Genomic DNA, 24,932 nt, shown 5'->3' with positions numbered 1-24,932 from the left:
CATCCCCACCCCCGCCACAACCCCCGCACAACACGATGAGGGCCCCCTGGCCAGATGCCAGTGGAGCCCTCAATAAAGGTTGCCGTGAAGACGAGGAGAAGGAACCTCAGGCCCGATCCGCACCCCCCAGTACGGGCCGCCCCCAAGAACTCGAATCCTCCGGTCGATATCCACACTTAAAAGCGCGGACGGCGTCCATCAATGGATGGCGAGCCCTCTCCCCTCGCCTTTAGTACACGGTCACGTCACCAGGTCCGGTTGTGCTCGTGCTCCGGACCGTTGATGTTGCGGTTGTGGTTGCGGATGACGATGCAGATCTTGCCGTGGTGGCCGCGGCGGTGGCCGCCCCAGCCCCAGCCGCCGCCGCCCCAGCCGCCCCAGCCGCCGCCGTGGTGGTTACGACCGCAGCGACCGTGACGGCGGTGGTGGTGGTGGCCCCAACCCCAGTTGTCGCCCTCGACGAAGGACGTGCCAGAGGTGACCGGGGTGGCGACGGCGGGCGTGGTGCCCATGGTGACCACGGAGCCGGTCATAGCCGTACCGATGGCGAGTCCTGCCATAACACTCTTGAGCTTGGGCATTGCGTTTTCCCCCTAAAGGATGGATTGCCCCGTTCGAGACGTTTCCTGGTACCTGAAACAGGTCTTGGACGGCTGCTGAAGAGTCATCCGGTGAATGTCATTTCCGGGGCGACGGCCGGGCAAACAGGAATCACCCTATTTTGCTATGCATTAAGAATCTTATTGCTTGGATTAAACATCTATCCCATGAAATGGCACGATATGTCCGATTGTGCCGGAAATGGAAGTCGGCACGGGCGTGCGAAAGCGTCCGTCCACTGAAACGGTGACGGATTCAGGGCATGGCTGATAGCGCAGGCTTCGAAGCCTGAATGGCATGCCGGGGTCGCGCCGAAATGGCGCCCGCCCGCCAATGTCCGAAAGCCCGGCGAAATGCTGATTCGGGTCTGGACGGCACTGGTCATTCTCCGGGGAAGGCATCAGGCCGCCCCGGAAAGGCGTCGTTCGCTTTGGTGCGCTCTCCGGCGCGGTCTCCGCTCCCGGCCTGTGCCGTCAATACGGTGAGTGTCGGAAGCATCACTTTCGGTGTCGCACTGGAAAGGATGCTTTCCGTCCGTGGCCGTCATAAACGACATACGGCAGCTTTTGCCACTCTGTTGCCCTGCCAAGAGATCGCTTAGGCATCTATGATCCGAAAAATCCAGAAATGTCCGATGTTGCGGCACGACAGCGCCGTGGCCCGCCAGAGGTCCGCGGCGCGATGGTTCCGGCTAGCGCCGGCCGATCTTCTTCAGGTAGTACGCGAAGGCGAACCCCCGCCGGTCCGCCTCGGTCCCGTGGATCCTGCGCCACTTGCCGAACTTCTTGCAGCTCCCCCACGTACGATCCCCCGGATACAGCTTGTCCACGATCCGCCCGCCCGGCGTGAGCCGGACGTTCAGCCTCGTCTTGATGTGCTGCACCCGGTACCTGCAGCCAGGCCGCTCGAGAACGATGGCGGCGCCCGCCGGGCTCGCGCCGGCCGTGACGACGAGAGCGCCACTCGCCAGGGCCGCGGCCACGAGGCCGGCGACGATGCGGATTGTGAGCATGGCGTAACCCCTTGTGGAGATTTTGGGATGTAACCACGCTGATGTCCTGATTAGTGGGGTAAAAACCGTTCTGTACGGAATCCAGACCCCCCGCAGAGGCGATGGTTATCGTTGAGTGGACGTTGGACGACCCAGGGGGAGAGAACCATGGCGGCGCCGATCCCGCACTGGCCGGGACGCATGATCGGCTCGGTGTACGTGCGGTCCACTCCCGCAGGCTCCGCGGAGCCGGCGGTGTTCGTGCACGGACTGGCCGGATCGGCCACCAACTGGACCGACCTGATGAACGAGCTCAAGGACCTGGTCACCGGCCACGCCCTCGACCTGCCCGGCGCCGGCTTCTCGCCCGCGCCGGCCGACGGCGACTACACGGTGGCTGGCCACGCCAGGGCCGTGATCACCCTGTTGGAGCACACGGGGCCGGCCCACCTGTTCGGCAACTCGCTCGGCGGCGCGATCGCCGTCAGGGTCGCCGCCGACCGCCCCGACCTGGTCCGCTCGCTCACGCTCGTCTCGCCGGCCCTGCCCGACCTGCTCCCCAGGTACGGCCCGGTCCGCGTGGCCGCCGCCGCGGTGCCCCTGCTGGGCGAGTGGGTGGCCGACCGGCTCCGCCTGGTCCCCGCCGAGCACCGCGTCAACGCCTCCTTCTCCATGGTCTGGGCCAACGCGAACTCCGTGCACCCCATACGCCTGCGCGACGCCATAGAGGAGCTCCGCAGGCGCGACGACCTCCCGCACGCCGGCCAGGCCATGATCGGCTCGGCCCGGGGCATCGTGGCCGAGTATTTCCGCCGGGGCGAGGCGAACCTCTGGCGTCAGGCGGCCCGGATCCAGGCGCGGACGCTGATCATCCATGGCCGGCACGACCGCCTGGTGCGGCCGGCGATGGCGCGCAAGGCGTACCGGACCTTCCGGCAGGTGCGGCTCGTGCTGCTCCCGACGGCGGGTCATGTGGCGATGATGGAGATGCCGCAGGTGGTGGCGGCGGAAGCACGCCGTCTGATCGGTGAGACTCGATTGGGGAATGCCCCACTGGCGAGCTAGGTTTCACTGTGAGATAAGACCCCCTGAAACGGGAGCGTAGAAAGTGTCGTTGCCACCGCTGGTCGAGCCGGCCGCAGAGCTGACCGTCGACGAAGTGCGCCGCTACTCGCGCCACCTGATCATTCCCGATGTGGGCATGGCGGGGCAGAAGCGGCTGAAGAACGCCAAGGTGCTGTGTGTGGGCGCCGGGGGCCTGGGCTCGCCCGCGCTGATGTACCTCGCGGCGGCGGGCGTCGGCACCCTCGGCATCATCGACTTCGACGTGGTCGATGAGTCCAACCTGCAGCGCCAGATCATCCACGGCCAGTCCGACGTGGGCAGGCTGAAGGCCGAGAGCGCCGCCGCCTCGGTGCGCGAGATCAACCCGCTGGTCGAGGTCGTGATCCACAACACGGCCCTGACCACCGAGAACGTCATGGAGATCTTCTCCGGCTACGACCTCATCGTCGACGGCACCGACAACTTCGCCACGCGCTACATGGTGAACGACGCCGCGGTGCTGCTCGGCAAGCCGTACGTCTGGGGGTCGATCTACCGCTTCGACGGCCAGGCCAGCGTGTTCTGGGCCGAGCACGGCCCCTGCTACCGCTGCCTCTACCCGGAGCCCCCGCCTCCCGGCATGGTGCCGTCGTGCGCCGAGGGCGGCGTGCTCGGCGTGCTGTGCGCCTCGATCGGCTCCATCCAGGTCAACGAGGCCATCAAGCTGCTGACCGGCATCGGCGACCCGCTGGTCGGGCGGCTGATGATCTATGACGCCCTGGAGATGAAATACCGCGACGTCAAGGTCCGCAAGGACCCTGAGTGCGTGCTGTGCGGCAAGAACCCGTCGGTCACCGAGCTGCTCGAGGACTACGAGGCCTTCTGCGGCGCGATCTCCGACGAGGCCGCCCAGGCCGCCAGCGGCTCCACGATCACCGCGCTCGAGCTCAAGACCATGCAGGACTCCGGCGAGAACATCTTCCTCGTCGACGTCCGCGAGCCGAACGAGTACGAGATCGTCTCCATCCCCGGCGCCACGCTGATCCCCAAGGGCGAGTTCCTCAACGGCTCGGCCCTGGAGAAGCTGCCGCAGGACAAGAAGATCGTGCTGCACTGCAAGTCGGGCGCCCGCTCGGCCGAGGCGCTCGCGGTCGTCAAGAGCGCCGGCTTCGCCGACGCCGTCCACGTGGGCGGCGGCGTGCTGAGCTGGGTCAAGACCGTGGACCCGAGCCTGCCCAGCTATTAGGGGTTAATGGGCATGCGTCGCGGTTAGGGTCGATGGCGTGAACTCCGCCCGTCCCTGGCCCACGCTCGTGGTGGCCTCCGCGCTGACGCTGATCTGCGCGGTGGCCGCCGGGGTGGCGGGCAGCGCGGCGGGCACCGAGCTCACCCGCGGCCCGACCACGGCCGAGCTGCACGCGGCGGCCAAGCGCGAGGTCGCCCAACGCTGGCGCGCCTGGCCCGCGGGCCGCATCTTCCCCGCCACGCTGCCCTACTCCGCCGAGCAGGGCGGCCAGGAGCGGGCCAGCAGGATCGGCATCTCGCCGCACACCGGATGCGGCGACTCGGTCGACTCCAAGGCGGTCAAGGCCCTGCGCAGGGCGGGCTGCAAGGGCGTGCTGCGGGCCACCTACATCGACGCGCTGCGCGGTGTCCTCGTCACGGTCGGCGTGGTGGCGCTGCGCGACGAGTTGGGCGCCGTACGCGCCAAGTCCGCCTTCGCCGACACCGGCAGGCCCGCGCCCGGGCTGCGTCCGCTGGCCTTCCGCGGCACCGTGTCCGATCGTTTCTCCCCGGCCGTGCGCCAGTCGGGCTCGGTCCGCCAGGCGGGCCCCTACCTGGTGCTCACCACGGCGGGCCAGGTGGACGGCAGGCCCGCGAACGCGGCCGACGAGCAGCGGCCGGCCATCTTCGCCTTCGCCGGTGAGCTCTCCGAGCACGTGCTGACCGGCCTGAGCACGCCCACGATGCCCGACTGCGCGTCGCCGGAGTGGCAGTGCTGACCGGCCGGCGATGGGCCGCCGTCGTGGCGGCGGGCGCGACGGTGCTGTTCTGGGTGGCGCCGGCGCGGGCCGACGACGTGCGTGGAGGACAGCGGGCGGTGATCAAGACGCTGGCGCTGACCGAGGCGTGGCGCGTCAGCAGGGGCTCGGGGGTGCTGGTGGCCGTGCTCGACTCCGGCGTCGACCCGCGGCACCGGGACCTGGCCGGGTCCGTACGCGTCGGCAAGGATTTCACCGAGGGCGCAAACCCGCCGGGGGCCCTTTCCAGCAGGTTGCACGGCACGTACATGGCCTCGCTGATCGCCGGTCACGGGCACGGGCCGAAGGGAAAGCAGGGGATCATCGGCGTCGCGCCCGAAGCGGACGTACTGTCTGTAAGGGTCATCCTCGAGGACGAGGAGCCGGGTTTCCGCGAGTTCAACTCGGCCGAGCGCTTCGAGGACGTGGTGGCCCGAGGCATTCGCTACGCGGTGGACGAGGGGGCGGACGTGATCAACATGTCGATCTCCAAGGAGCTGGCGACCCGGGAGGAGCGGGCGGCCATCCGCTACGCCATCTCCAGGGGCGTCGTGCTGGTCGCCGCCGCGGGCAACGAGGGCGACGGGAAGATCGACGGTGACTTCGCGCCCTACTCCTACCCGGCGGCCTTCCCCGGCGTCGTCTCGGTCGGGGCGACCGACCGGCGGCTGCGGCGGGCCACGTTCTCCAACTGGAACTCCTCCGTACTCGTGGCCGCGCCCGGCGTCGACATCATGGGCGCCGGCCCCGGCGACGAATACTGGGTCGGCAGGGGCACCTCGCAGGCCACCGCGCTGGTGTCGGGGGTCGCGGCCCTCATCAAGGCCGAATATCCGGACCTGTCGCCGCCGCTCGTGGCCCGCGCCCTCGCCGACAGCGCCACCGACCGGCCTCCGGGCGGCTACGACACGGCCACCGGCTTCGGCGTCGTGAACGCCGCCAGGGCGCTGTCCGAGGCCGCGCGGCTGGCCGGCCACACCGAGCTGGCCAGGGGCGCCGGGGTCCAGGATCCCGCCGAGCCGCTGGCCGGCGGGCAGGCGGGCCCGGTCGAAGTCATCACCAGGGACGAGCGGCACGTCACGTTGTACACGGCTGTCGCCGCCGCGGCCGCCGCCGGTGCGATCGCGGCATTGAGCGTCATATTCATCCTGGTCAGACGCGTACGCAGGGTGCACAGCGTGCAAGACGCATGATCCGCCCCTCAAGGGGGACGAAATAGACACAACGCGAATGTGGGAACGAGGCGGTGGTGAAGGCACGTAGGTCGACCTCAGGGCTACCGCGCGCCGGCGGAGATTCCGCGCCGGGACGGAGAAATCCGCTCGGCACCACCACCGGCCGCGGCTCACGCGTGCGCTCATGGCCCGCGGCCGACTCCCGCCGTCGCACGGCCGCCCGAGAGCGTACCGAACTGCTCAACCTGCGGCAGGGAGTGCGCTACCGGCGCGTCTTCGTGGCGCTGCTCGGCGTCATCGTGGCCGTCTCGGCGGTCGTCGTGCTGCTCGGCACGATCGGCCTGCTAGCCGAGACCCGGTCCCGCCCGCTGACTCCGGCCGAGCAGAACCAGTACAAGCAGGAGGAGATCGCCCGGCGCTGGCAGGCGTGGCCCGCCACGGGCGTCTTTCCCGAAGAGGTGAAATACCTCGGGCTCGACCGCGCCCAGCAGTACGCCAGGCGCGTCGGCATCGCCCCCGAGACCGAGTGCGGCAAGGGCGTCGACGCCTCCGTGGCCGGCGTGCTGCAGAGCCACGGCTGCCTCACCATGCTGCGGGCCACCTACGTCGACCAGACCGCCTCGTTCGTCTTCACGGTGGGCGTGGCGGTGCTGAAGGACGAGGCGTCCAGGGTCTCGGCCACCGAGGAGCTCACCCAGGACGACCGCGTGGGCGTGCTGCCGGTCGCCTTCCCCGGCACGGTGACCGAGCGCTTCGGGCCCGACCAGCGCCAGCGCACCGGATGGGTGGGCGCGGGGCCGTACATCGTGTTCTCGACGGGCGGCTACGCCGACGGGCGGACCAGGGCCGCGATCGCGCCCGAGGAGATCCTGCACAGCGAGCTGTGGCCGGCCGCCAAGTCCATCGGCAACCAGATCGCCTACTTCCTGGCGGACCCCCCGAAGGTGCCGCCCTGCACCCAGGGGAACGTGTGCTGACCGCCGTACGCGCGCTCACCGCCGCACTGCTCGTGCTCACGAGCCCCGCGGCAGATCCGGTCAGAGACCAGCAGCAGTGGGTGCTCGACGCGCTCAACATCGAGCAGGCCTGGACCGTCACCAAGGGTGAGGGCGTCACCGTCGCCGTCGTCGACAGCGCCGTGGACACCGAGGTGAAAGAGCTGAAGGGCCGCGTCACCGCGGGCCCCGACATGAGCTCGGGCGCCGTCGAGCGCAAACTGCCGCCCGGCCGGCACGGCACCGCCATGGCGGGCCTGATCGCCGGCTCGGGCGAGGACGACGGCCTGGTCGGCGTCGCGCCCGGCGCGCGGATCCTGTCGCTGCCCATGATGACCGACGACGAGCCCGACACCGCCTTCCCGCCCATGGAGGACGACGAGATCTCGGCGGAGAGCCCGCTGGCCCGCGCGCTCCGCTACGCCACCAACCACGGCGCCCAGGTCGTCAGCATGTCGATCGGCTCCTACGGCCCGGTCAGGTCCGAACGCGAGGCCGTCTCCTACGCGCTCGGCAAGGGCGTCGTCCTGATCGCCGCCGTCGGCAACGACGGCCAGACCGACTACGCCAAGGAGAAGGGCACCTCCTACTGGAGCTTCCCCGCCGGCTACCCGGGGGTCATCGGCGTGGCGGCCACCGACAAGCAGGGCAAGAGGGCCACGTTCAGCAGCGACAACCTCTCCGTGCTGGTCGGCGCGCCCGGCGTCGAGGTCCCCGTGGTCAAGCGCAAGGGCGGCTACGAGCTGTCGGAGGGCACCAGCTCGGCCGCCGCGCTCGTCGCCGGCGTGGCCGCGCTCGTCAAGGCGCGTTACCCGCACCTGCCGCCCGAGCAGGTGGCCCAGGCGCTGGCCTCCAGCGCCAGGGGCAGGCCCGCCGCCGGATACGACGACCAGACCGGGTTCGGGGTGGTCGACGCGGCCGCCGCGCTCAACGCCGCCGAGCGGCTGAGCGGCGCCCGGCGCAGCGTCGTCCCCGGGATGGAGCACTTCGGCCAGGGCGAGGACTCACCCGTGCCGACCAGGCCGGGCCCCGACCCATGGCGATTGTGGCTGTACGGGGGCGGGGTGCTGGTGGCGCTGATCACGTTCTGTGGCGCGATCATCGTGCTCAACCAGCGCAGAGAGCAGTGACACGGCCGCGAGCGGATCTCCGCACGGCAAAGATCCGCTATGGTCCCGCGTCATGGGATACGAGCTGCGGGTGGTGCGCCAATCGCCACTCGCCTTCGCGGAGCTCGCGAAGGCCATCGCGCCGGCCGGTTTCGGGCTGCGCCGATCTGAGGGCGGATCTGAGGAGATCGTGGCCGGCCACGCGGGCGCCACGCACACGGTGGCACGCTGGCGTGGCCAGCTCATCGGCGAACCCGGCTCCGACTGGCAGGTGGCCCAGCTCCTGCGCCTGTCGGCGGCGCTCGGCGCCCGGCTCGTGGGCGAGGACGGTGAGGTCTACGGGCTGCGCGACGGCGTCATCGAGGTCGAGACGGGCGGCAGCGTGGTGGAGATAGGCAAGTTCGACGAGATCATCGACGCGGGACCGGCAGCATGGAGCCCCTGAACCCCTTCGCCGAGGCGGTGCTCGACCTCGTCGAGCGCATCCCGCCCGGCAAGGTCATGGCGTACGGCGACATCGCCGAATACCTCGGTGAGGGCGGCCCCCGCCAAGTCGGCAAGGTGATGTCCACGTGGGGCGGCGGCGTGCCGTGGTGGCGCGTGGTCCACGCCAACGGCGCTGGCGCGGCCCCTGACCACGTACAACGCTGCCTGGCCCACTGGCGCGAAGAAGGCACCCCGCTGCGGGGTGAGCGGGTGGACATGCGGCTGGCCCGGTGGGACGGGCGTTCAGCGGATTTTCAGTAACCCCATTGACCTGCTGTTTCGCCGAACGGGCGATTCTGTGACATGTGACTCCCATTACCATGGGCAAAACACTCATGGCGGCCCGAAAGGCGGTGCCTCCCCTATGGCCACCGGCGTCAAAGCCCAGAGCCAGGGCGGCGATTCGCTCGCCGACCGCCTCAAGGCTGTCCAGGATCTCTGTGATCGTGGCGAGCCTCTCGAAGCGGTCATGCGAGCGGTCGGCCCAGGCGGTCGCGATGCGGCGTTCGACACCGAAGTGCTCAGCGGTCCCCTCGGGAGCCGTATGGACCTGGCGGTCAAACGCGGCGCGGCGCGACGGCGCGAGATGCTCGACCTCCTGCGCCCCTATCTCGCGGGCGTGGACGCGGGCGTCAAGCGCGATCTGCCGGTCGCGCGCCGCGTCATCTGCCACCTGATCGAGCACCGTTCCGACGACGAGCTCGTCGAGGGCGAGACGCTCGTCAAGGTCGTGACGGCGGCGGCCGAGCCGTCCAAGCGCATCCGCAAGGGCCTGCGCTGGTACGCCGACCTGCCCTTCCAGGACGAGCTGCCGCCCGACCTCTACCGGCTGCGCCGCGCCGACCTGGTGCCGGTGACCCACATCGACGACATCGTCTGGGCCAACGGCAGGCTGCGCGTGAGCGGCTTCGCCTACCTGGCGGGGCTCTCGGTCCGCAGCCGCAGGTTCAACATGGCCACCGTGGTGCTGCGCGGCCCGCGCTGGCTGCCGCCGATCCGGATGCGCACGCGCCGCGTCCTGGCCCCCGAGGCCACCCACGGCGCGCGTGAGCCCGGCTGCAACTACGACTGGTCCGGTTTCACCGCCGAGCTCAGCCCGTGGCCGCTGCGCTGGCGCGGCGCCGTGCGCGCCGTGGTCCACGGCGTACGCCGCCGCATGCGTCACCGGCCCTCCGTGCCCGACGCCACGACGTGGCGGGCCGAGATCGTCTTCTGGAGCCGTGGCGCGCGGGCCACCGGTCTGCTGCGCGGCTCCTCCATCGGCCGGCCCGAGCGGCCCGCCGGGCTCAAGGTGAAGCCCGGCTGGTGGGTCAGGCCGGTCTGGACGTCCGACCGGGCGCTGCAGGTCGTGCTCCAGCCCAACCGGGCCGAGCTGACCGGCGTGTCCCTCGACGGCGACCGTCTCGAGCTGAAGATCTCCCTGCCCGGCCGGCAGGTGACCAAGGGCCACGCCAGGCTCGGCGGCCACCGCATCGCCGCCGACTTCACGCCTTCGGGCGACGGCACGCAGGTGCTGGTCGGGCTGGCCGTGCCCGCCCTGCTGCAGGAGAAGGACGGGCGCCGGCTCTGGGTCGAGCCCAAGGGCGACCCGGCGGCCTCCGTCATGCTGGCCGACCTGGTGGAGACCCGCACGCCGGTGGGCGACCGCGAGATCACCGTGCTCGGCGACCGCCGTGACCGGGTCGTCGTCTCCGCCCACCGCATCCGCCCGGTGATCACCTCGGCGGTCTGGGACGGCTCCGCGCTCGTCCTGGGCGGCGACTATCCCGACGCGCCCGGCCCTCGTTCGCTCACGCTGCGGCACCGGTCGGGGCTGTCCTATTTGCTGCCGATGGAGCGCTCCGGTGAGGCGTTCTCCGTACGCGTCGAGCCCTCGGCCATGGACCGCTTCGGCGAGCCCGTGCCGCTGAGCTCCGGCACCTGGAACATGTCGCTGCGGCACCCGTCCGGGGAGATCGTCCCGCTGCGCATGGACCACGCCGCCCTGCCGGGGCTCGACGAGGAGCCGCGCACGCTCGACGGGCACATCTACCGCATGATCTCCACGCGCTTCGACGTGCCGGTGATCACGGTCGAGGAGGACCGGCCCGCCGGTGAGCGCGGCGTGGCCGGCACCCACGTGCTGCGCCGGGTCTTCTACCCGGCCCAGCGCACCGAGCCGCTGCGCGACGCGACCGTCTACGTCGTCAACGACGGCCGCCTCTACGCCGACAGCGTCCGCTCCATCTACGAGGAGCGGCTGCGCAGGGGCGACGACCGCGAGCACATCTGGATCGTCAAGGACGGCGCCTTCGCGCCGCCGGGTGGCGCGACCGTCGTCCGCGCCGGCAGCCGTGAGCACCACGAGGTCCTGGCCAGGTCCCGCCACATCGTCACCAACTCGTTCCTGCCGGCGTGGTTCCGCGCCCGCGAGGACCAGGTGGTGGTGCAGACGTGGCACGGCACCCCGGCCAAGCTCATCGGCAACGACCAGCCCCACATGAACCGCGACCCCAGGCCGCCGATCTGGCACCGCCAGGCCGCGGAGGTGCGCGGCTGGGACCTGCTGCTGTCGCAGTCGCCCTGGGCCACGCCGGTGCTGCGCAAGGCGTTCGGCTACAAGGGCGAGATCCTGGAGAGCGGCCTGCCCCGCAACGACGTGCTCAACTCGCCCGACCGGGACGAACTGGCCGCGGCCGTGCGCGAGCGCCTCGGGCTGGTGGAGGGCAAGCGTGTGGTGCTGTACGCGCCGACGTGGCGCGACTACGACCGCAAGAACGCGATGGTCAAGCTCGACCTGGCCAAGGCCCGCGAGTCCCTGGGCGCCGACCACGAGATCCTCGTACGCGCCCATCCGATGCAGGCCGTGCCCGCCGTCCCCGACATCGCCCGCGACGTCACCACTTATCCCGACATCGCCGACCTGCTCCTGATCGCCGACGTCCTGGTGACCGACTACTCCTCGGTCATGTTCGACTTCGCCGCCACCGGCAAGCCGATCGTGCTCTACGGCTACGACCAGGCGAAATACGCCTCGAAGCGAGGTCTTTACATCGACCTGGCCGAGCAGGCGCCCGGCCCGGTGCTGTCGACGTCGGCCGAGGTGGTCGAGGCGCTGCGCTCGATCGACCAGGTGGCTGCGGCCCACGCCGACCGCTACGACGCCTTCAGGGCCACGTTCGCCCCCCGCGACGACGGCAAGGCCACGGCCCGGGTGGTGGACCACCTCTTCTCCTAGAAGAGCTCGGGCAGGTCGGGCAGCAGGAACCGCCTGCCCGGGTCGTAGTCCCCGCCGGAGGCCGGCTCTCTGGCCTTCGGCGGGCTCACGTCGTCCGGCAGGCAGTCGACGAGCAGGTAGAGCAGGGACGACAGGCTGGTGGCGCAGACGATCTCGCCGTCGCCGATGAGCCTGCGCAGGCTCGACAGCCGCACCCACTCCACCCGCCCGGCCTCCCGGGGCGCGGCGGGCAGGCCGGCGCGCGTGGCGGATTCGGCCCGGTAGATGTGGTGCAGGCTGTCGCAGAACCGGTTGCCCGGCTGGATCGACAGCAACGGCCGCAGCGGCCCCGGCCGCCACCCCGTCTCCTCCTCGACCTGACGCGCCGCCACGTCGCCCGGCATCTCGCCCTCCACCACCGGGCCCAGCGGGATCTCCCACCCCGAGCTGTCGGTGATGAAGCGATGCCGCCAGATCAGCAGCACCCGATCGTGGCCGTCGGTGACGACCGCTCCGGCCGCGGGCTCCGTGCGCACGAGCCGATGACCGAGCCGCCGCCCGTCGGGCGACTCCACGTCCGCCACCCGGACGTCCAGCCATGGGTCGCGATAGAGCGACGTCTCGGAGTGGACCTGCCAGCGCATGCGATGGACGTTACAAGCTCGCACGTTCCGTGCACGGAAGATCCGGGGTTACTTCTGGAGCTCCACTTCGAGGGTCAGCGGCGACTCCCGGATGTCGTGCGCGCCGAAGCCGGTGTGCGCCACCATCGCCTCGAACTCACCCTTCGTGTACGCCCGCCGCGGCAGGAACGACCGCAGCGCCAGCCTGGTGAACGCCCGGGAGAAGACCCCCATCCGCATCCGCGCCACGTCCTCGTCGACGGCCTGCTTGGAAACGTCCCTGCGCAGGTCCAGGACCAGCGCGCACCCGCCGGGCCGCAGCACCCGGTGCATCTCCCGCAGGGCCGCGACGGGGTCGGAGAAGTTCTTGAACGCGGCGCAGCAGATGAGGAAGTCGAAGGTGTCGTCGTTGAACGGCATGGCGGCCGCGTTGCCCCGGCGGAAGTCCACCTCGACGCCGGCCTCGGCGGCCTTGGCGCGGGCGATCTGGACGAACGTGTCGCTGATGTCGAGCCCCGTGACCGTGTAGTCGCCGGTCGCGGCCAGGGCGATGGACAGGTAGCCGGGGCCGGGGGCCACCTCCAGGATCCTGGCCCCCTTGGCGGCGTACCGCCTGACCTTGGCGACCTGCTCCTGGTATCGGGCGGGGGATTTGGCGTTGGTGGTGGCGTACCAGCGGGCGATCGCGCCTTCCATGCCGATGCCCCGGTAGCCCTTGTCCGTTCGCGTCATGAGAACACGATATGTCGCGTCGTGGCGCTGTCAAGATATATCGTGTCGGCCGATCCGATGACGCCGTCGGCGAACATGGAATCCGGCGTGTCGCAAAGAATCTGGATTTTCCCCTCGATACCGTAAGCGTTTCCCTAGGGGAGACCGGGCAAGTCGGCACGATCTACCCCTGTGGTCTGGTGGAATCTAGTGCTGTGAGTGCTCAGACCTGGCGGTTGGTGCGGAGAGGTGGCGGGGGGCCCCATGTGCCTCCTGTGCTCGATGAGCATCAGCGTGCCGTGGTCGGGCACCAGGGCGGTCCTCTTCTCGTTCTCGCAGGTCCGGGCACCGGCAAGACGACCACCATCGTCGAGAGCGTCGTCGACAGGATCGAGCGGCGCGGGGTCGACCCCGAGCGCGTGCTCATCCTCACCTTCAGCCGCAAGGCCGCCGAGGAGCTGCGGCAGCGGGTCACCGGGCGGCTGCGGCGCACCACCCGCACCCCGCTGGCCCTGACCTTCCACTCCTACGCCTACGCGCTGCTGCGCCGGGAGTCCGTGCTGGCGGGGAAGGCGCCGCCGCGGCTGCTCACCGGGCCCGAGCAGTTGCTGGAGATCCGGCGGCTGCTGCACGGTGAGCTGGAGAGCGGCGGGCTCCACTGGCCCGCCTCGCTGCGTGAGCCGCTCAAGACGCGCGGGTTCGCCGAGGAGCTGCGCGACTTCCTGTCCCGGGCCAACGAGCGCGGGCTCTACGGCGAGCGGCTGATCGAGCTCGGCAGAAGGCACGGGCGGCGCGACTGGGAGGCCGCGGGTCGGTTCGCCGAGCGCTACCAGGACCGGTTCGACCTCGACCCCGAGGAGACCTACGACTACGCCGAGCTGATCGGGGCCGCCTGTGCGCTGCTGTCCAGGCCCGAGGTTCTCGAGCGCGAGCGGGCCGCGCACGACGTGGTGTTCGTGGACGAATACCAGGACACCGACCCGGCGCAGGAGTTGCTGCTGGCCCAGCTCGCCGGCGACGGCCGCGACCTGATCGCGGTGGGCGACCCCGACCAGTCGATCTACGGGTTCAGGGGCGCCGACGTCCACGGGATCATGAAGTTTCCCGAGCGCTTCAAGAGCCTCGACGGGCGCGAGGCGCCGGTGGTGGCGCTGCGGGTGTGCCGCCGGAGCGGGGCCGACCTGCTGGAGGCGTCCCGCCGGGTGGCGGAGCGGCTGCCGGTGGCCCCCGCGCCCGAGCACGACCATCGGCACGGGCACCGCGACCTGGTGCCGCTGCCGGACGCGGCGGCGGGCAGCGTGCGCGTGCTGCTGGCCGACAGCGTCAGCCAGGAGGCCGCCATCGTGGCCGACACGCTGCGCCGGGCCCACCTCATCGACGGCGTGCCGTGGCACCGGATGGCGGTGCTGGTCCGCTCGGCCAAGCGGCAGGTCCCGCTGCTGCGGCGGGCGCTGACCAACGCCGGGGTGCCGACGATGATCGCCGGCGACGAGGTGCCGATCGCGCAGGAGCCCGGCGTGCGGCCGCTGCTCACGATGCTGCGGGTGGCGCTGGATCCGTCCCAGCTCGACGAGGGGGTGGCGGAGGAGCTGCTGACGGGGCCGCTCGGGGGCACCGACATGATCGGCGTACGCCGCCTCCGCCGGGCCCTCAAGATCGCCGAGAACGAGGCCATGGCCGCCACCCCCGGCGAACCGGCGCAAGAGGGCCCGCCGCCCCCGGACGAGCGGCCCGAGAACGACGACGAGCCGGCGGCCGACGATGGCGAGGTCGATGACGGCGAGGTCGATGACGGTCAGACCGATGACGGCGAGGAGGAGACGCGGGCCGGGGCGCGTTCGTCCGGTGAGCTGCTCGTCGCCGCCGTCCAGGACATCCGCGAGCTCACCCGCATAGAGCCCCACATAGCCCTCCCCGCCGAACGCGTGGCCAGGCTCCTGGCCGCCGCCCGCGAGGCCGTGCGCGACGAGGGCACCGCGGAAGACCTCCTGTGGGCCGTCTGGGACGGCAGCGGCCTGGCCCGGCGCTGGACCGAGCAGAGCCTGTCCGGCGGCCCCAGGGGCGCGCAGGCCGACCGCGACCTCGACGCCGTGGTGGCGCTGTTCGACCATGCCGCCAGGTTCGTCGACCGCATGCCCATGGCCGGCCCCGAGGTGTTCATCGACGACCTGGCCGCCCAGGAGATCCCCGGCGACACGCTGGCCGACCGGGCCCCCGACGGCGACGCCGTGCGCGTGCTGACCGCCCACCGCTCCAAGGGCCTGGAATGGGACGTCGTCGTCGTGGCGGGCGTCCAGGAGGGCGTCTGGCCCGACCTGCGCCTACGCGGCTCCCTGCTCGGCGTCGAGGACCTGGTGGAGGTGGTCGAGGGGGCCAAGCCGAACGCCGCCTCGCTGACCTCCAAGCTGCTGGCCGAGGAGCGCAGGCTGTTCTACGTGGCCGCCACCAGGGCCAGGCACAAGCTGGTGGTGACGGCGGTGGGCGGCGAGGACACCGACGAGCGGCCGTCCAGGTTCCTGTCGGAGCTGATGCCGGGCGCGGTCGAGTCGGCCACGGTGGACGACCGGGCCCGCTGGCTGAACATGTCCGCGCTGGTCGCCGACCTTCGCAGCGCGGTCACCGACCCCACCAAGCCGGCGAAGGTCCGGCAGCAGGCGGCGCGGCAGCTCGCCCGCCTCGCCGCCGCCGGCGTTCAGGGCGCCCACCCCAACGACTGGTACGCCCTCACCCCCATCTCCGACGACCGCCCCCTGAGCTGGCCCGGCGGCGTCGTCAACATCTCGCCCTCGGCGGTCGAGAGCTTCACCAAGTGCGGCCTGCGCTGGCTCCTGGAGACGGCGGTCGGCGCCGCGGGCACCAGCACCGCCCAGGGGTTGGGCAACGTCATCCACGCCCTGGCCGTCCTGGCGGCCACCGACCTGCCCAGCGAAGACCTCCTGGGCGACCGCCTCGACGGCATCTGGAACGAGCTCGACTTCGGCGGCGTCTGGTACAACCGCAAGCAGCGCCAGGTCGCCGAGCAGATGATCGGCAAGTTCCTGCGCTGGCACAAGGAGAATCCACGCGAGCTCGTGGCCCTGGAGGAGGCGTTCACCGCGATGGTCTCGGAGGGCGTCCAGATCAAGGGCCGCGTCGACCGCGTCGAGCGCGACTCCGACAACCGCGCGGTGATCATCGACCTCAAGACGGGCGGCTCCAAGCCCAAGGCGGGCGACCTCGACCGCCACCCGCAGCTCGGCGTCTACCAGCTCGCCGCGCTGCTGGGCGCGTTCGCCCGGCACGGCATGACGGAGCCGGGCGGCGCCGCGCTGGTGCAGCTCGGCAAGGCGGCGGGCAAGAACGACGCCCTGGAGCAGCAGCAGGGCGCGCTGGCCGACGACAAGAACCCCGGCTGGGCCGCGGAGCTGGTCGACACGGTGGCGACCGGCATGTCGGGCCCGTTCTTCCAGGCCAAGGTCAACGACGGCTGCCGCACCTGCGCGGCCAGGGCGAGCTGCCCGGTCAACGACAACGGAGGCCAGGTGTGCTGAGCCCCGCCGAACTCGCCGGCAAGCTCGGCATCCTGCCTCCGACCTCCGAGCAGGCCGAGGTCATCGAGTCCCCGCTGGAGCCGATGGTCGTCATGGCCGGCGCGGGCTCGGGCAAGAGCGAGACCATGGCCGGCCGGGTGGTCTGGCTGGTCGCCAACGGCCTGGTCAAACCGGAAAACGTGCTGGGCCTGACGTTCACCCGCAAGGCCGCCGCCGAGCTGTCCAACCGGGTCAGAGAGCGGCTCAACGGGCTGGCGGAGAACGGCCTGGTGGAGCCGGGGGCGCTCGACAACGAGCCCACGGTGTCCACCTACCACGCCTACGCCGCCCGCCTGGTCACCGACCACGCGCTGCGTGAGGGGCTCGAGCCCACCATGCGCCTGGTCACGCCGGCGGTGTCGTGGCAGCTCGCGTCGCGGGTGGTGGCGATGTACGACGGGCCGATGGACAAGATCGAGCTGGGCCCGCCCTCGGTGACGGCCGCCGTGCTGGAGCTGGCGGGCGAGCTGTCGGAGCACCTGCGCGTCTCCTCCGACGTACGCCGGGCGGGCGACTGGCTGCGCGACCGGCACGCCCTGCTCCCCGGCCGCACCACGCTGGCCCAGCGCAAGCCGCTCGGCGTCCAGGCGGCCAGGGAGCAGTTGCTGCCCCTCGTGGAGGCGTACGAACGGCTCAAGAGAGGCCGTGAGGTCATCGACTACGGCGACCAGATGTCGCTGGCCGCCAGGATCGCCTCCCGCCACAAGGAGGTCGGCGAGATGGAGCGCTCCCGCTACTCGGTGGTCCTGCTCGACGAATACCAGGACACCAGCCACGCCCAGCTCGTCCTGCTCCGCTCGCTCTACGCCGGCGGCCACCCGGTCACCGCGGTGGGCGACCCCTGCCAGTCGATCTACGGCTGGCGCGGCGCCTCGGCGGGCAACCTGCGCCGCTTCTCCCGGGACTTCCGCACCGGCACCGGCGACCCGGCGTCGGTCAGGCAGCTCAGCGTCAGCTTCCGCAACGGCGACCGTGTCCTCGACGTCGCCGCCCGCGTCCAGCTTCCGCTGCGGATGGAGGCCCGCGAGGTGCCGGTCCTCGTCCCCGGCCCCAACCGCGTCGACCGGGGGCGCGTCACCTGCGCCTTCCACGAGACCGCCGAAGACGAGGCCAGGTGGATCGCCGACGGCATCGCCAAGATGCTCGGCCAGGAGGTCGCCCCCGACGGCCTGCCCTGGGGCGAGAAGGAGCGCAAGAAGACGCTGGCGATCCAGCCCCAGGACGTCGCGATCCTGGCCCGCAAGCGGTCGCAGTTCCCCGCGCTGCGCAGGGCACTCGAAGAGCGTGACGTCCCGGTCGAGGTCGTCGGCCTGGGCGGCCTGCTCACGGTGCCCGAGGTCAACGACATCGTGGCCACCCTCCGCGTCCTCTACGACGCCACGGCCGGCGACGCCCTGGCCAGGCTGCTGGCCGGGCCACGCTGGCGGATCGGCCCGGCCGACCTGCGGGTGCTGGGCGAATACGCCAGGGAGCTGGCCCGTGAGCTGAGTGAGAGCCACCGCGAGGACGACCCGCTCGACCAGGTGGTGGCCGACCTGGCCGGCGAGCGCGGCAGCATGGTGGACGCGCTCGACGAGCTGCCCGACAGGGAGGAGTGGCTGGAGTCGTTCTCGCCGCTGGCACGCACCCGGCTCGTCGCGCTCGCCCAGGAGTTGCGCCAGCTACGCGCGCACACCGCGCAGCCGCTGCCCGACCTGATCACCGAGGTCGAGCGCAAACTCGGCCTGGACATCGAGGTGGCCGCGCGCAGCGGCACGGCGGGGGCGTTCGCGGCGCGGGCCGACCTCGACGCCTTCCTCGACGCGGCGTCCAGGTTCGCCGGCGATGCCGAGGACCCGACGCTCGGGGCGTTCCTGGCCTACCTGCAGGCGGCGGAGAGCGAGGAGTTCGGGCTTGAGGCGGGCCGGGTCGGCGAGAGCAACAGCGTCAAGCTGATGACCGTGCACGCCTCGAAGGGCCTGGAGTGGCCGATCGTGGTCGTGCCCGGCCTGTCGCAGCTCGTCAGCTCGAAGGGGACGATCGCGACGGGCAGCATCTTCCCCGCCACGCCGGTCATGAACAGCCGCTGGACCGACAACCCCCGCAAGCTCCCCTACGCCCTGCGCGGCGACGCCGCCGACCTGCCCAGGCTGAGCGGGCTGAGCAAGGAGGAGCTGACGGCGTTCGACGAGCACTGCCGCGAGCGCGACCTGACCGAGGAGCGCAGGCTGGCCTACGTCGCCGTGACCCGCGCCCACTACCACCTGATCGCCTCCGGCTACCGCTGGGGCACCGCCACCAAGCCCCTCGAGCCGTCCGACTTCCTGCGGGAGATCCGCGACACCGCCGACCGCGTCTCGTTCTGGGCCGGCGACCTGGCCGAGGGCGCCACCAACCCGCTGCTCGCCGAGCCCGCCGAGGCCATCTGGCCGGTCACCCCCGAGGGGCTGCGCTACGAATCCGTGCTCGACGGCGCCCGCCTGGTCGAGGACGCTCTCGCGGGCACCTCGGCCGACGAGGAGGACGACGAGCCGCTGCGGGCCTACGAGGAGGAGCGCCTGCGCGCCTGGGAGCGCGACACCGACCTGCTGCTGCGCGAGCGGGAGCTGCACCGCCGCAAGCCCGCCACGACCGTCGAGCTGCCGGCGAAGCTGACCGTCTCGTCGCTGGTGACGCTGGCCACCGATCCGCGCGAGCTGGCCCGCAGGATCCGCCGTCCCGTCCCGGTCAAGCCCGCGCCGCTGGCCCGCCGGGGCACCTCCTTCCACCGGTGGCTGGAGACGCGCTGGGACCAGCAGCGGCTCATCGACGACTTCGAGCTCTTCGACGAGGAGCCGGAGGAGGTCGACATCCGGCTGGCGGAGCTGCAGGAGCGGTTCGAGGGCAGCGAGTGGGCCGACCGGCGGCCGGTCGATCTCGAGGTGCCGTTCGAGACCATGATCGCCGACCGGCTGGTGCGCGGCCGCATGGACGCCGTCTTCGCGCGGCCCGACGGCGGCTACGAGGTCGTCGACTGGAAGACCGGGCAGCCGCCCAGGGGCAAGGCGGCCAAGGCGGCGTCCGTGCAGCTCGCCGCGTACCGGCTGGCCTGGTCGCACCTGGCGGGCGTGCCGCTGGAGCGGGTGGGGGCGGCCTTCCACTACGTACGCTCGAACCGGACCGTCCGTCCCGTCGACCTGCTGGACGAGGCCGGCCTGGTCGCGCTCATCGAGGGCGTCAGGCTCCTAGATGGCGGAACTCCGGCTTCGGGTGCATGAGGAAGTCGTGGTGGGAGATGTTCCAGGCGTAGGCCCCGGCCATCTCGAACACCACGGTGTCGCCGACGCGCACGGAGGTCTCGATGTTCCGGGCGAAGACGTCCTTCGGCGTGCAGAGCTGGCCCACGAACGTGACCTGCCCGTCCACGTCCGCGCCCTTGCCCGTGGAGAGCAGGGTGAAGGGCTGGTCGTGCCCCTTGGTGACCGGGGTGCGCAGGTGGTGGGTGCCTCCCAGCAGGATCGCGTACGCCTGCCCGCGCACCCGTTTCACGTCCACCACCCGGGTCACGTAATAGCCGCAGTAGGCGGTCAGCGCCCGCCCCGGCTCGATCCGCAGCCGCCTGCCCGCGCCCAGCCCGGCCAGCCCCGCCCCGTACGCGGCCCAGTCGAACCGGGTCTGCGGCGACGCGTACGACACCGCCATGCCGCCCCCCAGGTTGACCTCCTCGTACGCGCTGTCCAGCAGCGCCCCCGCCAGCTCCAGCAGCGCGGGCGCCGCCAGGCCGCTGGCCAGATGGGTGTGCAGCCCGCGCAGCCGCACCCGGTCACCGAACAGCGGCAGGCACTCCGCCACCCCGTCCGCGTCCATCCCGAACGGCCCGCTCATCGTCAGCGCCGCGTCCTCGACCGCCAGGTCGGGGTTGAGCCGCAGCAGCACGTCGGCCTCCAGGCCGGTGGCGAGCAGCCGGCGCAGCTCGTTCGGGGACTCGACGTGCAGGCGGTGGTGCGGCAGCCGCAGCTCGGCGTCGGTCTTGCCGGGCCCGCCCAGCGCCACGGGCATGTCCGGGAACAGGGCCGTGACGTGCGCGTGCTCGCCCGCCGACGACACCTCGAACCCGTCCACGTGCCCGGCCAGCACGCGCAGCAGCTCGGTGTCCGGGTTGGCCTTGACGGCGTAGTACAGCTCGATGGCCCCCAGCGCCCGCCGTACGGACGCGACGTGCTCGTCCAGCGCGGGCAGGTCATAGAGGTAGGCGGGAGTCCCGGCGAGGCTCAGGGCGGCCTCCTGGACGCGCGGGCCGATCATGCGAGCGGGTTCGCGATCGGCACGTAACCGGCGGCGCGGTCGGCGGCCCTGGCCCAGCGCACGCCCAGGTTCGCCTTGGCCGGCAGCGGCGCGCCCGCGAGCAGGTCCGACAGGGGCGGCGGCCGGTCCAGGTCGGCGGCCTGGCCGGCGAGCAGGTCGTGGGCGACCCGCCACAGCTTGCGCAGCAGCCCGTCGTCCTGGCCGGCGAGCGTGGCGGCGATCTCGGTGAGGTGGTTGACGAGCAGGCAGTAGATCACGCGGGCCCAGCCGCGCTCGGCGTCGTACGTGAGCGCCCCCGCCACCTCGGCCCGCAACCCGGACAGGTCGTGCCGCCCCGCGACGAGCTTGGTCCCCTCCAGGTCGCGGAACACGCCCTGCGCCGGCATCCCGGCGCCGTCCAGCCCGACCAGCACGTTCTGCAGGTGGGGCTCCAGCACCACGCCGTGCGCGAAGTACAGCTCCAGCACCGGCAGCGCGACCACCGACACGTACGCCCGCCACCACGCGACCGGATCCAGCGCCGGCGCGTCGAGGGCCAGCGCGGCGGCCATGACCGGCGTCACCCCGGGGGAGCAGACGGCCCACGGGCTCTCCCTGACGATCACTCCGAGCCCTTCGTGCAGCCGGGTGCCGAGTCCGGCCGACCGGTAGCCGGGTTCGGGGAGCCAGCCGGTGGCCGGATGCCTGGCCGAGATCGCCTCGAAGACGGGCCGGAGCCGCTCGGTCAGCTCCACGGCCCCGGCGAGCTCGTACCAGGCGTTCTTGCGCACGCAGTTCGTGATCCGCACGTCCAGGGAGAACTTCAGGCAGACCTCGGCCTCCGGGACGTACACGGTGCGCACCGACGAGGTCGGCATCGCCACCGGGCCGGGCCCCAGATCGACCAGCTCGTCCCCGAGCGCGGGCCGTAGCAGCTCGAGCTGCCACGGATGCGCGGGCAGCACCCGGTATCCGCCCGGCGCCCGCCCCAGCCCGTCGAGCACCGACACGTCGCCGCCCTCCGCCAGCACGTCCTCCCGCACGCCGAGCAGCCTGAGGGGGAACTCGGCGTGCGTCTCGGGCGCGTACCGCAGCCAGTCCGACCCGCCCCGCGCCTTGGGACTGGGGTGGAACGGGTGCCCGTAGACCAGCGCCTGCTCCGAGGCCAGCCACGGATCGGCGGGCGGCACCGCCTCGGCCCTGGCCCGCAGGATCGCCGCCACGGCCTCCCTGCTGGCCGCCACCTGCCCGGCGAACTCGCCGTTGTGCCCCTGCAACTCGGCCTCGACCAGCCCGACCAGCTCGTCGGTCGTCAGCGGCCGCCAGAGGCCGGACTCCAGCCGCTCCGGCGGGCCGTCGAAACGCAGCGCCGCCCCACCGTGGGTGCGGGCCCGCAGCAACGTCCCCGCCACCCGCAGCAGCAGGTACGGCGGCGCCGGCCACACCAGGCCGCGCGGCCCGGCCACCTCCCGCACACAGCAGCGCAGCAGGGCCGCCAGCGTCGCCTCCTCGGCCAGGCCGGAAGGCGCGTCGATGGCGAGTCCGTGCATTCAAGCTCTCCTCAGATAGTTGGGCCCGCTGATGCCGTAGAACTTGTTGACGTCGCGGGCGCCGGATCGCTCCTTCGAGACGAGCGTCCCGGCCGTGATCATGGATTTGCCGGTGAGCCTGGCCGCGTCGAGCGTCCTGGCCCGCAGCAGCCTGGCCATGGGATGGTCGCCGTGCTCGGCGAGCGCCTCGGCCAGCGTGTCGCGCAGCAGCGTGGCGGCCCGGGCGTGCGGCAGCGCCCCGAACGTCACGGCGGCGGCGGCCAGGTGCAGCGTGATGGTGACGAACACGTCCGCGAGCGCGTGCGGGTCGTCGTTGAGCATCCGCGCGTCGGCGAAGCCCGGCACCCCGACCCCGGCCGCGGCCAGCCTCGACGGCGACGCCAGCAGCCCGTCGTTGTCCTTGACCAGGAGGCGCATCCGATCACCCTGGAAGAGCAGGGCGAGGTTCTGCTGATGCGCCTCCAGGGCCACGCCGTAGCGGACGAAGAGCCGTACGTTCCACCGCAGCAGCAGCCGCAGGTAGGCCGGCAGCACGTCGCCCAGCTCGTCGAGCACCCCGGGCGCGGTCAGCGCGGCGACCGGCACGATCGTGCCCTCCGGCAGCCGCCTGACCATCCACGCGAGGTACTCGTGCCCCGCGTGCGCGTGGGCCTGCTCGTCGGCCAGCACCACGTCCGGGTCGGCCAGCTCCCGCAGCAGCAGCTCGGCCCTGGCCCCGTCGGCCAGCGTCCCCGCCTTGATGGAGCGCCGGTTCCTGACCCCCAGCGTGCTGATGGGGAGGGGCAGCTTGAGGTGGGCGCGCGGCGAGACCTCGACGGTCCGCATCGACAGGGTGGGCCGCACGGTGACGGCGGCCTCGTCCAGCAGCCGTACGCCGTCGATCTTCCGCACCTCGTCCACGGTGAGCGGGTGCACGGGGAAGAGCGCCGCGTCGAGGCCGGGCGGGCGCACGTCGGCGGGCAGCCGCGCGTCCGAGCCAGGCACGACCGCCCAGCGCAGCTCGAACGAGGGCGCGAACTCGGGCGCGTAGGCGGGCAGGTCGCTCTCCCGCAGCCCCACCCGGGCGCGCGACGTCGGGTAGACCGGATGATCCACGAAGGCGGCCAGCGTCTCGTACGAGGGCCCGCCGCGCAGCACCTCGGCCGCCCGCGCGTCGTGCAGCTCCAGCGCCGTCAGCGCCGACAGGCACTCCTCGAAGAAGGCCGCCACCCCTTCGGCGTCCGCCGGGTCGGCCACCTCCACCAGCGTCTCCAGCACCTGCTCCAGACCCAGCCGCTCGTCCGGCGCGACCACGAAGTCCTGGAACAGCACCCCCGGCGCCAGGCGCACCCACCGCCCGTCCGCGAGCAGGAGCCCCGGCCCGGCCTTGGTCCTGGTGACGCGGGAGGCCAGGCCGCCGTAGTCCTCCCGCAGCAGCGCGTTCAGGACCCGGGCGGCCAGGTACGCCTCCCGAGAGCTCATTCGACCACCCACGGCCGCGCGGCCCGGTAGCCCTCGACGGCCGCCTCCACCCGCGCCCGGTCGGGCCCGACGGCTCGCACGACGCCCAGGTAGTCCCGGTTCGTGTGCGTCAGGGAGACGACATCCCCCACGTCCCGCAGCGGCCGATGCCACAGCCGCACGTCCCCGCTGACGACGCACTCGTGCCCGGGGGCCTCCTTGATGGTCCCCGTCCGGTCCGCGACCAGGCTGACCGCGCTCCCGTACGCGGACGCGCCCGGGAGCTCGGGCACCCGCTCGCCGAGATGCGCCCGCAGGATCCACTCGAACAGCGGCACCCCGAGGATGTCGCCCATCAGGAAGTCGCAGTGGTCGCCGATCACCCGGTAGTTCACCTCGACGATCCGGGGCCCGCGATCGGTGACCACGTACTCGGTGTGACACGCCCCGAGCCGAACCCCGAGCGCCCGCAGCGCCGCCAGCACGTGCTCGTGCGACGCGTCGCGCGGAGCCCAGTCGAGCCGCTCTTCGACGAAGTACGGCAGCGCCCCCAGCGTCGTCTCGAACCCCCCGAGCACCCGCACGCCGTCCGCGTCCCCCAGGGTCTCCAGGGTTCGCAGCGGCCCTTCGAGGTACTCCTCCACGACCAGCGCCTCACCCGGCCGCCGCTTCCTGACCTCGGCCACGGCCCCGGCGAGATCGCGTTCGACCAGCATGACGTCCTCGCTGGCCACGCCCTCCCGTGGTTTGAGCACCACGGGACAGGGCAGATCCGGCACCGGGTCGCCGGGCCCGAGCCGTACGGAGAAGACCTGCTCGATCCCGGCGTCGAGGAGCTTACGACGCATCAGGAACTTGTTCTTGGCCGCAGCGCAGGCCCGCCAGTCCTTGGCCGGCAGCCCGAAGTACGACGCGGCCAGCGCGGTCTCCGTCTGCAGGTGGTCGGAGTTGGAGAAGATCGCGTCGGGCTTGCCGAGGTGCTCGACGGCGTCGATGAGGGCACGCGGATCCCGTACGTCGCACGCGACCGCGTACGGATGCCGCTCCGGCCGGTCCGTCAGGATCGTCACCTCGCAACCGAGCGCATGAGCCGCCGGCAGGAAGCCGTCCGTCACGGAATCGGTTGGTTTGAGTGCGGTCAGGTAGAGCCGCAACGCCAAGGCACCCCCGGAGGAATCAG

At 71.9% G+C, this 24,932-nt stretch carries 19 protein-coding genes; 11 read left to right on the top strand and 8 right to left on the bottom strand.

Going from position 1 to position 24,932, the window contains the following annotated elements:
- Positions 1–245: 245 nt before the first annotated feature.
- The gene (locus AB0I15_RS58670; protein ID WP_358117634.1) at positions 246–533 is read right to left on the bottom strand and encodes a hypothetical protein; all 288 of its coding nucleotides are present in this window, start codon (positions 531–533) and stop codon (positions 246–248) included.
- 758 nt (positions 534–1,291) lie between these two features.
- A complete protein-coding gene (locus AB0I15_RS58665; protein WP_358117632.1) occupies positions 1,292–1,612 on the bottom strand; it encodes a hypothetical protein in 321 nt (106 codons plus the stop codon).
- Between the two features lie 147 nt (positions 1,613–1,759).
- Between AB0I15_RS58665 and AB0I15_RS58660 the strand changes: the two genes are divergently transcribed.
- From AB0I15_RS58660 to AB0I15_RS58620, 9 genes are all read left to right on the top strand, one after another.
- Complete coding sequence (locus tag AB0I15_RS58660) at positions 1,760–2,656, top strand: alpha/beta hydrolase (RefSeq protein ID WP_358117629.1); 897 nt, start codon at positions 1,760–1,762, stop codon at positions 2,654–2,656.
- A gap of 43 nt (positions 2,657–2,699) precedes the next feature.
- Positions 2,700–3,881 carry an adenylyltransferase/sulfurtransferase MoeZ gene (moeZ, locus tag AB0I15_RS58655; protein ID WP_358117627.1) on the top strand — a complete coding sequence of 394 codons (1,182 nt, stop codon included), beginning with the start codon at positions 2,700–2,702 and terminating at the stop codon, positions 3,879–3,881.
- Positions 3,882–3,918: 37 nt separating this feature from the next.
- Positions 3,919–4,638, top strand: coding sequence for a hypothetical protein (locus AB0I15_RS58650; protein ID WP_358117624.1), 720 nt, complete (start codon positions 3,919–3,921; stop codon positions 4,636–4,638).
- Entirely contained in the window at positions 4,626–5,849 is a 1,224-nt protein-coding gene (locus AB0I15_RS58645; RefSeq protein ID WP_358117622.1) for a S8 family serine peptidase, read from the top strand. Before AB0I15_RS58650 ends, AB0I15_RS58645 begins: the two co-directional genes overlap by 13 nt.
- A 158-nt stretch (positions 5,850–6,007) precedes the next feature.
- Positions 6,008–6,808: a hypothetical protein gene (locus AB0I15_RS58640; RefSeq protein ID WP_358117620.1), complete on the top strand. Its 801-nt coding sequence runs from the start codon at positions 6,008–6,010 to the stop codon at positions 6,806–6,808.
- The gene (locus AB0I15_RS58635; protein ID WP_358117618.1) at positions 6,802–7,956 is read left to right on the top strand and encodes a S8 family serine peptidase; all 1,155 of its coding nucleotides are present in this window, start codon (positions 6,802–6,804) and stop codon (positions 7,954–7,956) included. Before AB0I15_RS58640 ends, AB0I15_RS58635 begins: the two co-directional genes overlap by 7 nt.
- A 52-nt stretch (positions 7,957–8,008) precedes the next feature.
- The gene (locus AB0I15_RS58630; protein ID WP_358117616.1) at positions 8,009–8,380 is read left to right on the top strand and encodes a hypothetical protein; all 372 of its coding nucleotides are present in this window, start codon (positions 8,009–8,011) and stop codon (positions 8,378–8,380) included.
- Entirely contained in the window at positions 8,368–8,682 is a 315-nt protein-coding gene (locus tag AB0I15_RS58625) for an MGMT family protein (protein WP_358117613.1), read from the top strand. Before AB0I15_RS58630 ends, AB0I15_RS58625 begins: the two co-directional genes overlap by 13 nt.
- A 283-nt stretch (positions 8,683–8,965) precedes the next feature.
- Positions 8,966–11,638, top strand: coding sequence for a CDP-glycerol glycerophosphotransferase family protein (locus AB0I15_RS58620; RefSeq protein WP_358117610.1), 2,673 nt, complete (start codon positions 8,966–8,968; stop codon positions 11,636–11,638).
- Here the strand turns inward: AB0I15_RS58620 and AB0I15_RS58615 are convergent.
- Together AB0I15_RS58615 and AB0I15_RS58610 are read right to left on the bottom strand one after the other, a co-directional pair.
- Positions 11,635–12,261 (bottom strand): NUDIX hydrolase, encoded by a 627-nt coding sequence (locus tag AB0I15_RS58615; protein WP_358117608.1) that lies wholly within the window; start codon positions 12,259–12,261, stop codon positions 11,635–11,637. The two genes, AB0I15_RS58620 and AB0I15_RS58615, sit on opposite strands and share 4 nt — an antisense overlap.
- A 48-nt stretch (positions 12,262–12,309) precedes the next feature.
- Positions 12,310–12,972: a class I SAM-dependent methyltransferase gene (locus AB0I15_RS58610; RefSeq protein ID WP_358117605.1), complete on the bottom strand. Its 663-nt coding sequence runs from the start codon at positions 12,970–12,972 to the stop codon at positions 12,310–12,312.
- A 254-nt stretch (positions 12,973–13,226) separates the two neighbouring features.
- Here AB0I15_RS58610 and AB0I15_RS58605 point away from each other — a divergent pair, with 254 nt between their 5' ends.
- A complete protein-coding gene (locus AB0I15_RS58605; protein ID WP_358117603.1) occupies positions 13,227–16,481 on the top strand; it encodes an ATP-dependent DNA helicase in 3,255 nt (1,084 codons plus the stop codon).
- The gene (locus tag AB0I15_RS58600) at positions 16,475–19,756 is read left to right on the top strand and encodes an ATP-dependent DNA helicase (protein WP_358117601.1); all 3,282 of its coding nucleotides are present in this window, start codon (positions 16,475–16,477) and stop codon (positions 19,754–19,756) included. Before AB0I15_RS58605 ends, AB0I15_RS58600 begins: the two co-directional genes overlap by 7 nt.
- On the opposite strand, the gene AB0I15_RS58595 is transcribed toward AB0I15_RS58600, so the two are convergent.
- From AB0I15_RS58595 to AB0I15_RS58580, 4 genes are read right to left on the bottom strand one after another with little or no spacing between them, the layout of a single operon-like run.
- Positions 19,716–20,783 (bottom strand): type III PLP-dependent enzyme, encoded by a 1,068-nt coding sequence (locus AB0I15_RS58595; RefSeq protein ID WP_358117599.1) that lies wholly within the window; start codon positions 20,781–20,783, stop codon positions 19,716–19,718. The two genes, AB0I15_RS58600 and AB0I15_RS58595, sit on opposite strands and share 41 nt — an antisense overlap.
- Complete coding sequence (locus tag AB0I15_RS58590) at positions 20,780–22,312, bottom strand: IucA/IucC family protein (protein ID WP_358117596.1); 1,533 nt, start codon at positions 22,310–22,312, stop codon at positions 20,780–20,782. Before AB0I15_RS58590 ends, AB0I15_RS58595 begins: the two co-directional genes overlap by 4 nt.
- Positions 22,313–23,773, bottom strand: coding sequence for an IucA/IucC family protein (locus AB0I15_RS58585; RefSeq protein ID WP_358117593.1), 1,461 nt, complete (start codon positions 23,771–23,773; stop codon positions 22,313–22,315). It abuts the gene before it with no gap.
- Complete coding sequence (locus tag AB0I15_RS58580) at positions 23,770–24,822, bottom strand: ATP-grasp domain-containing protein (protein WP_358117591.1); 1,053 nt, start codon at positions 24,820–24,822, stop codon at positions 23,770–23,772. The genes AB0I15_RS58585 and AB0I15_RS58580 overlap by 4 nt, the downstream gene beginning before the upstream one ends.
- Between the last annotated feature and the right edge of the window lie 110 nt (positions 24,823–24,932).

Origin of the sequence: Nonomuraea sp. NPDC050643, from assembly GCF_040654715.1 — a bacterium.
Classification (GTDB): Bacteria; Actinomycetota; Actinomycetes; order Streptosporangiales; family Streptosporangiaceae; genus Nonomuraea.
The sequence above is the reverse complement of the archived record's forward strand: the minus strand, read 5'-3'. Positions and strand labels throughout refer to the sequence as shown.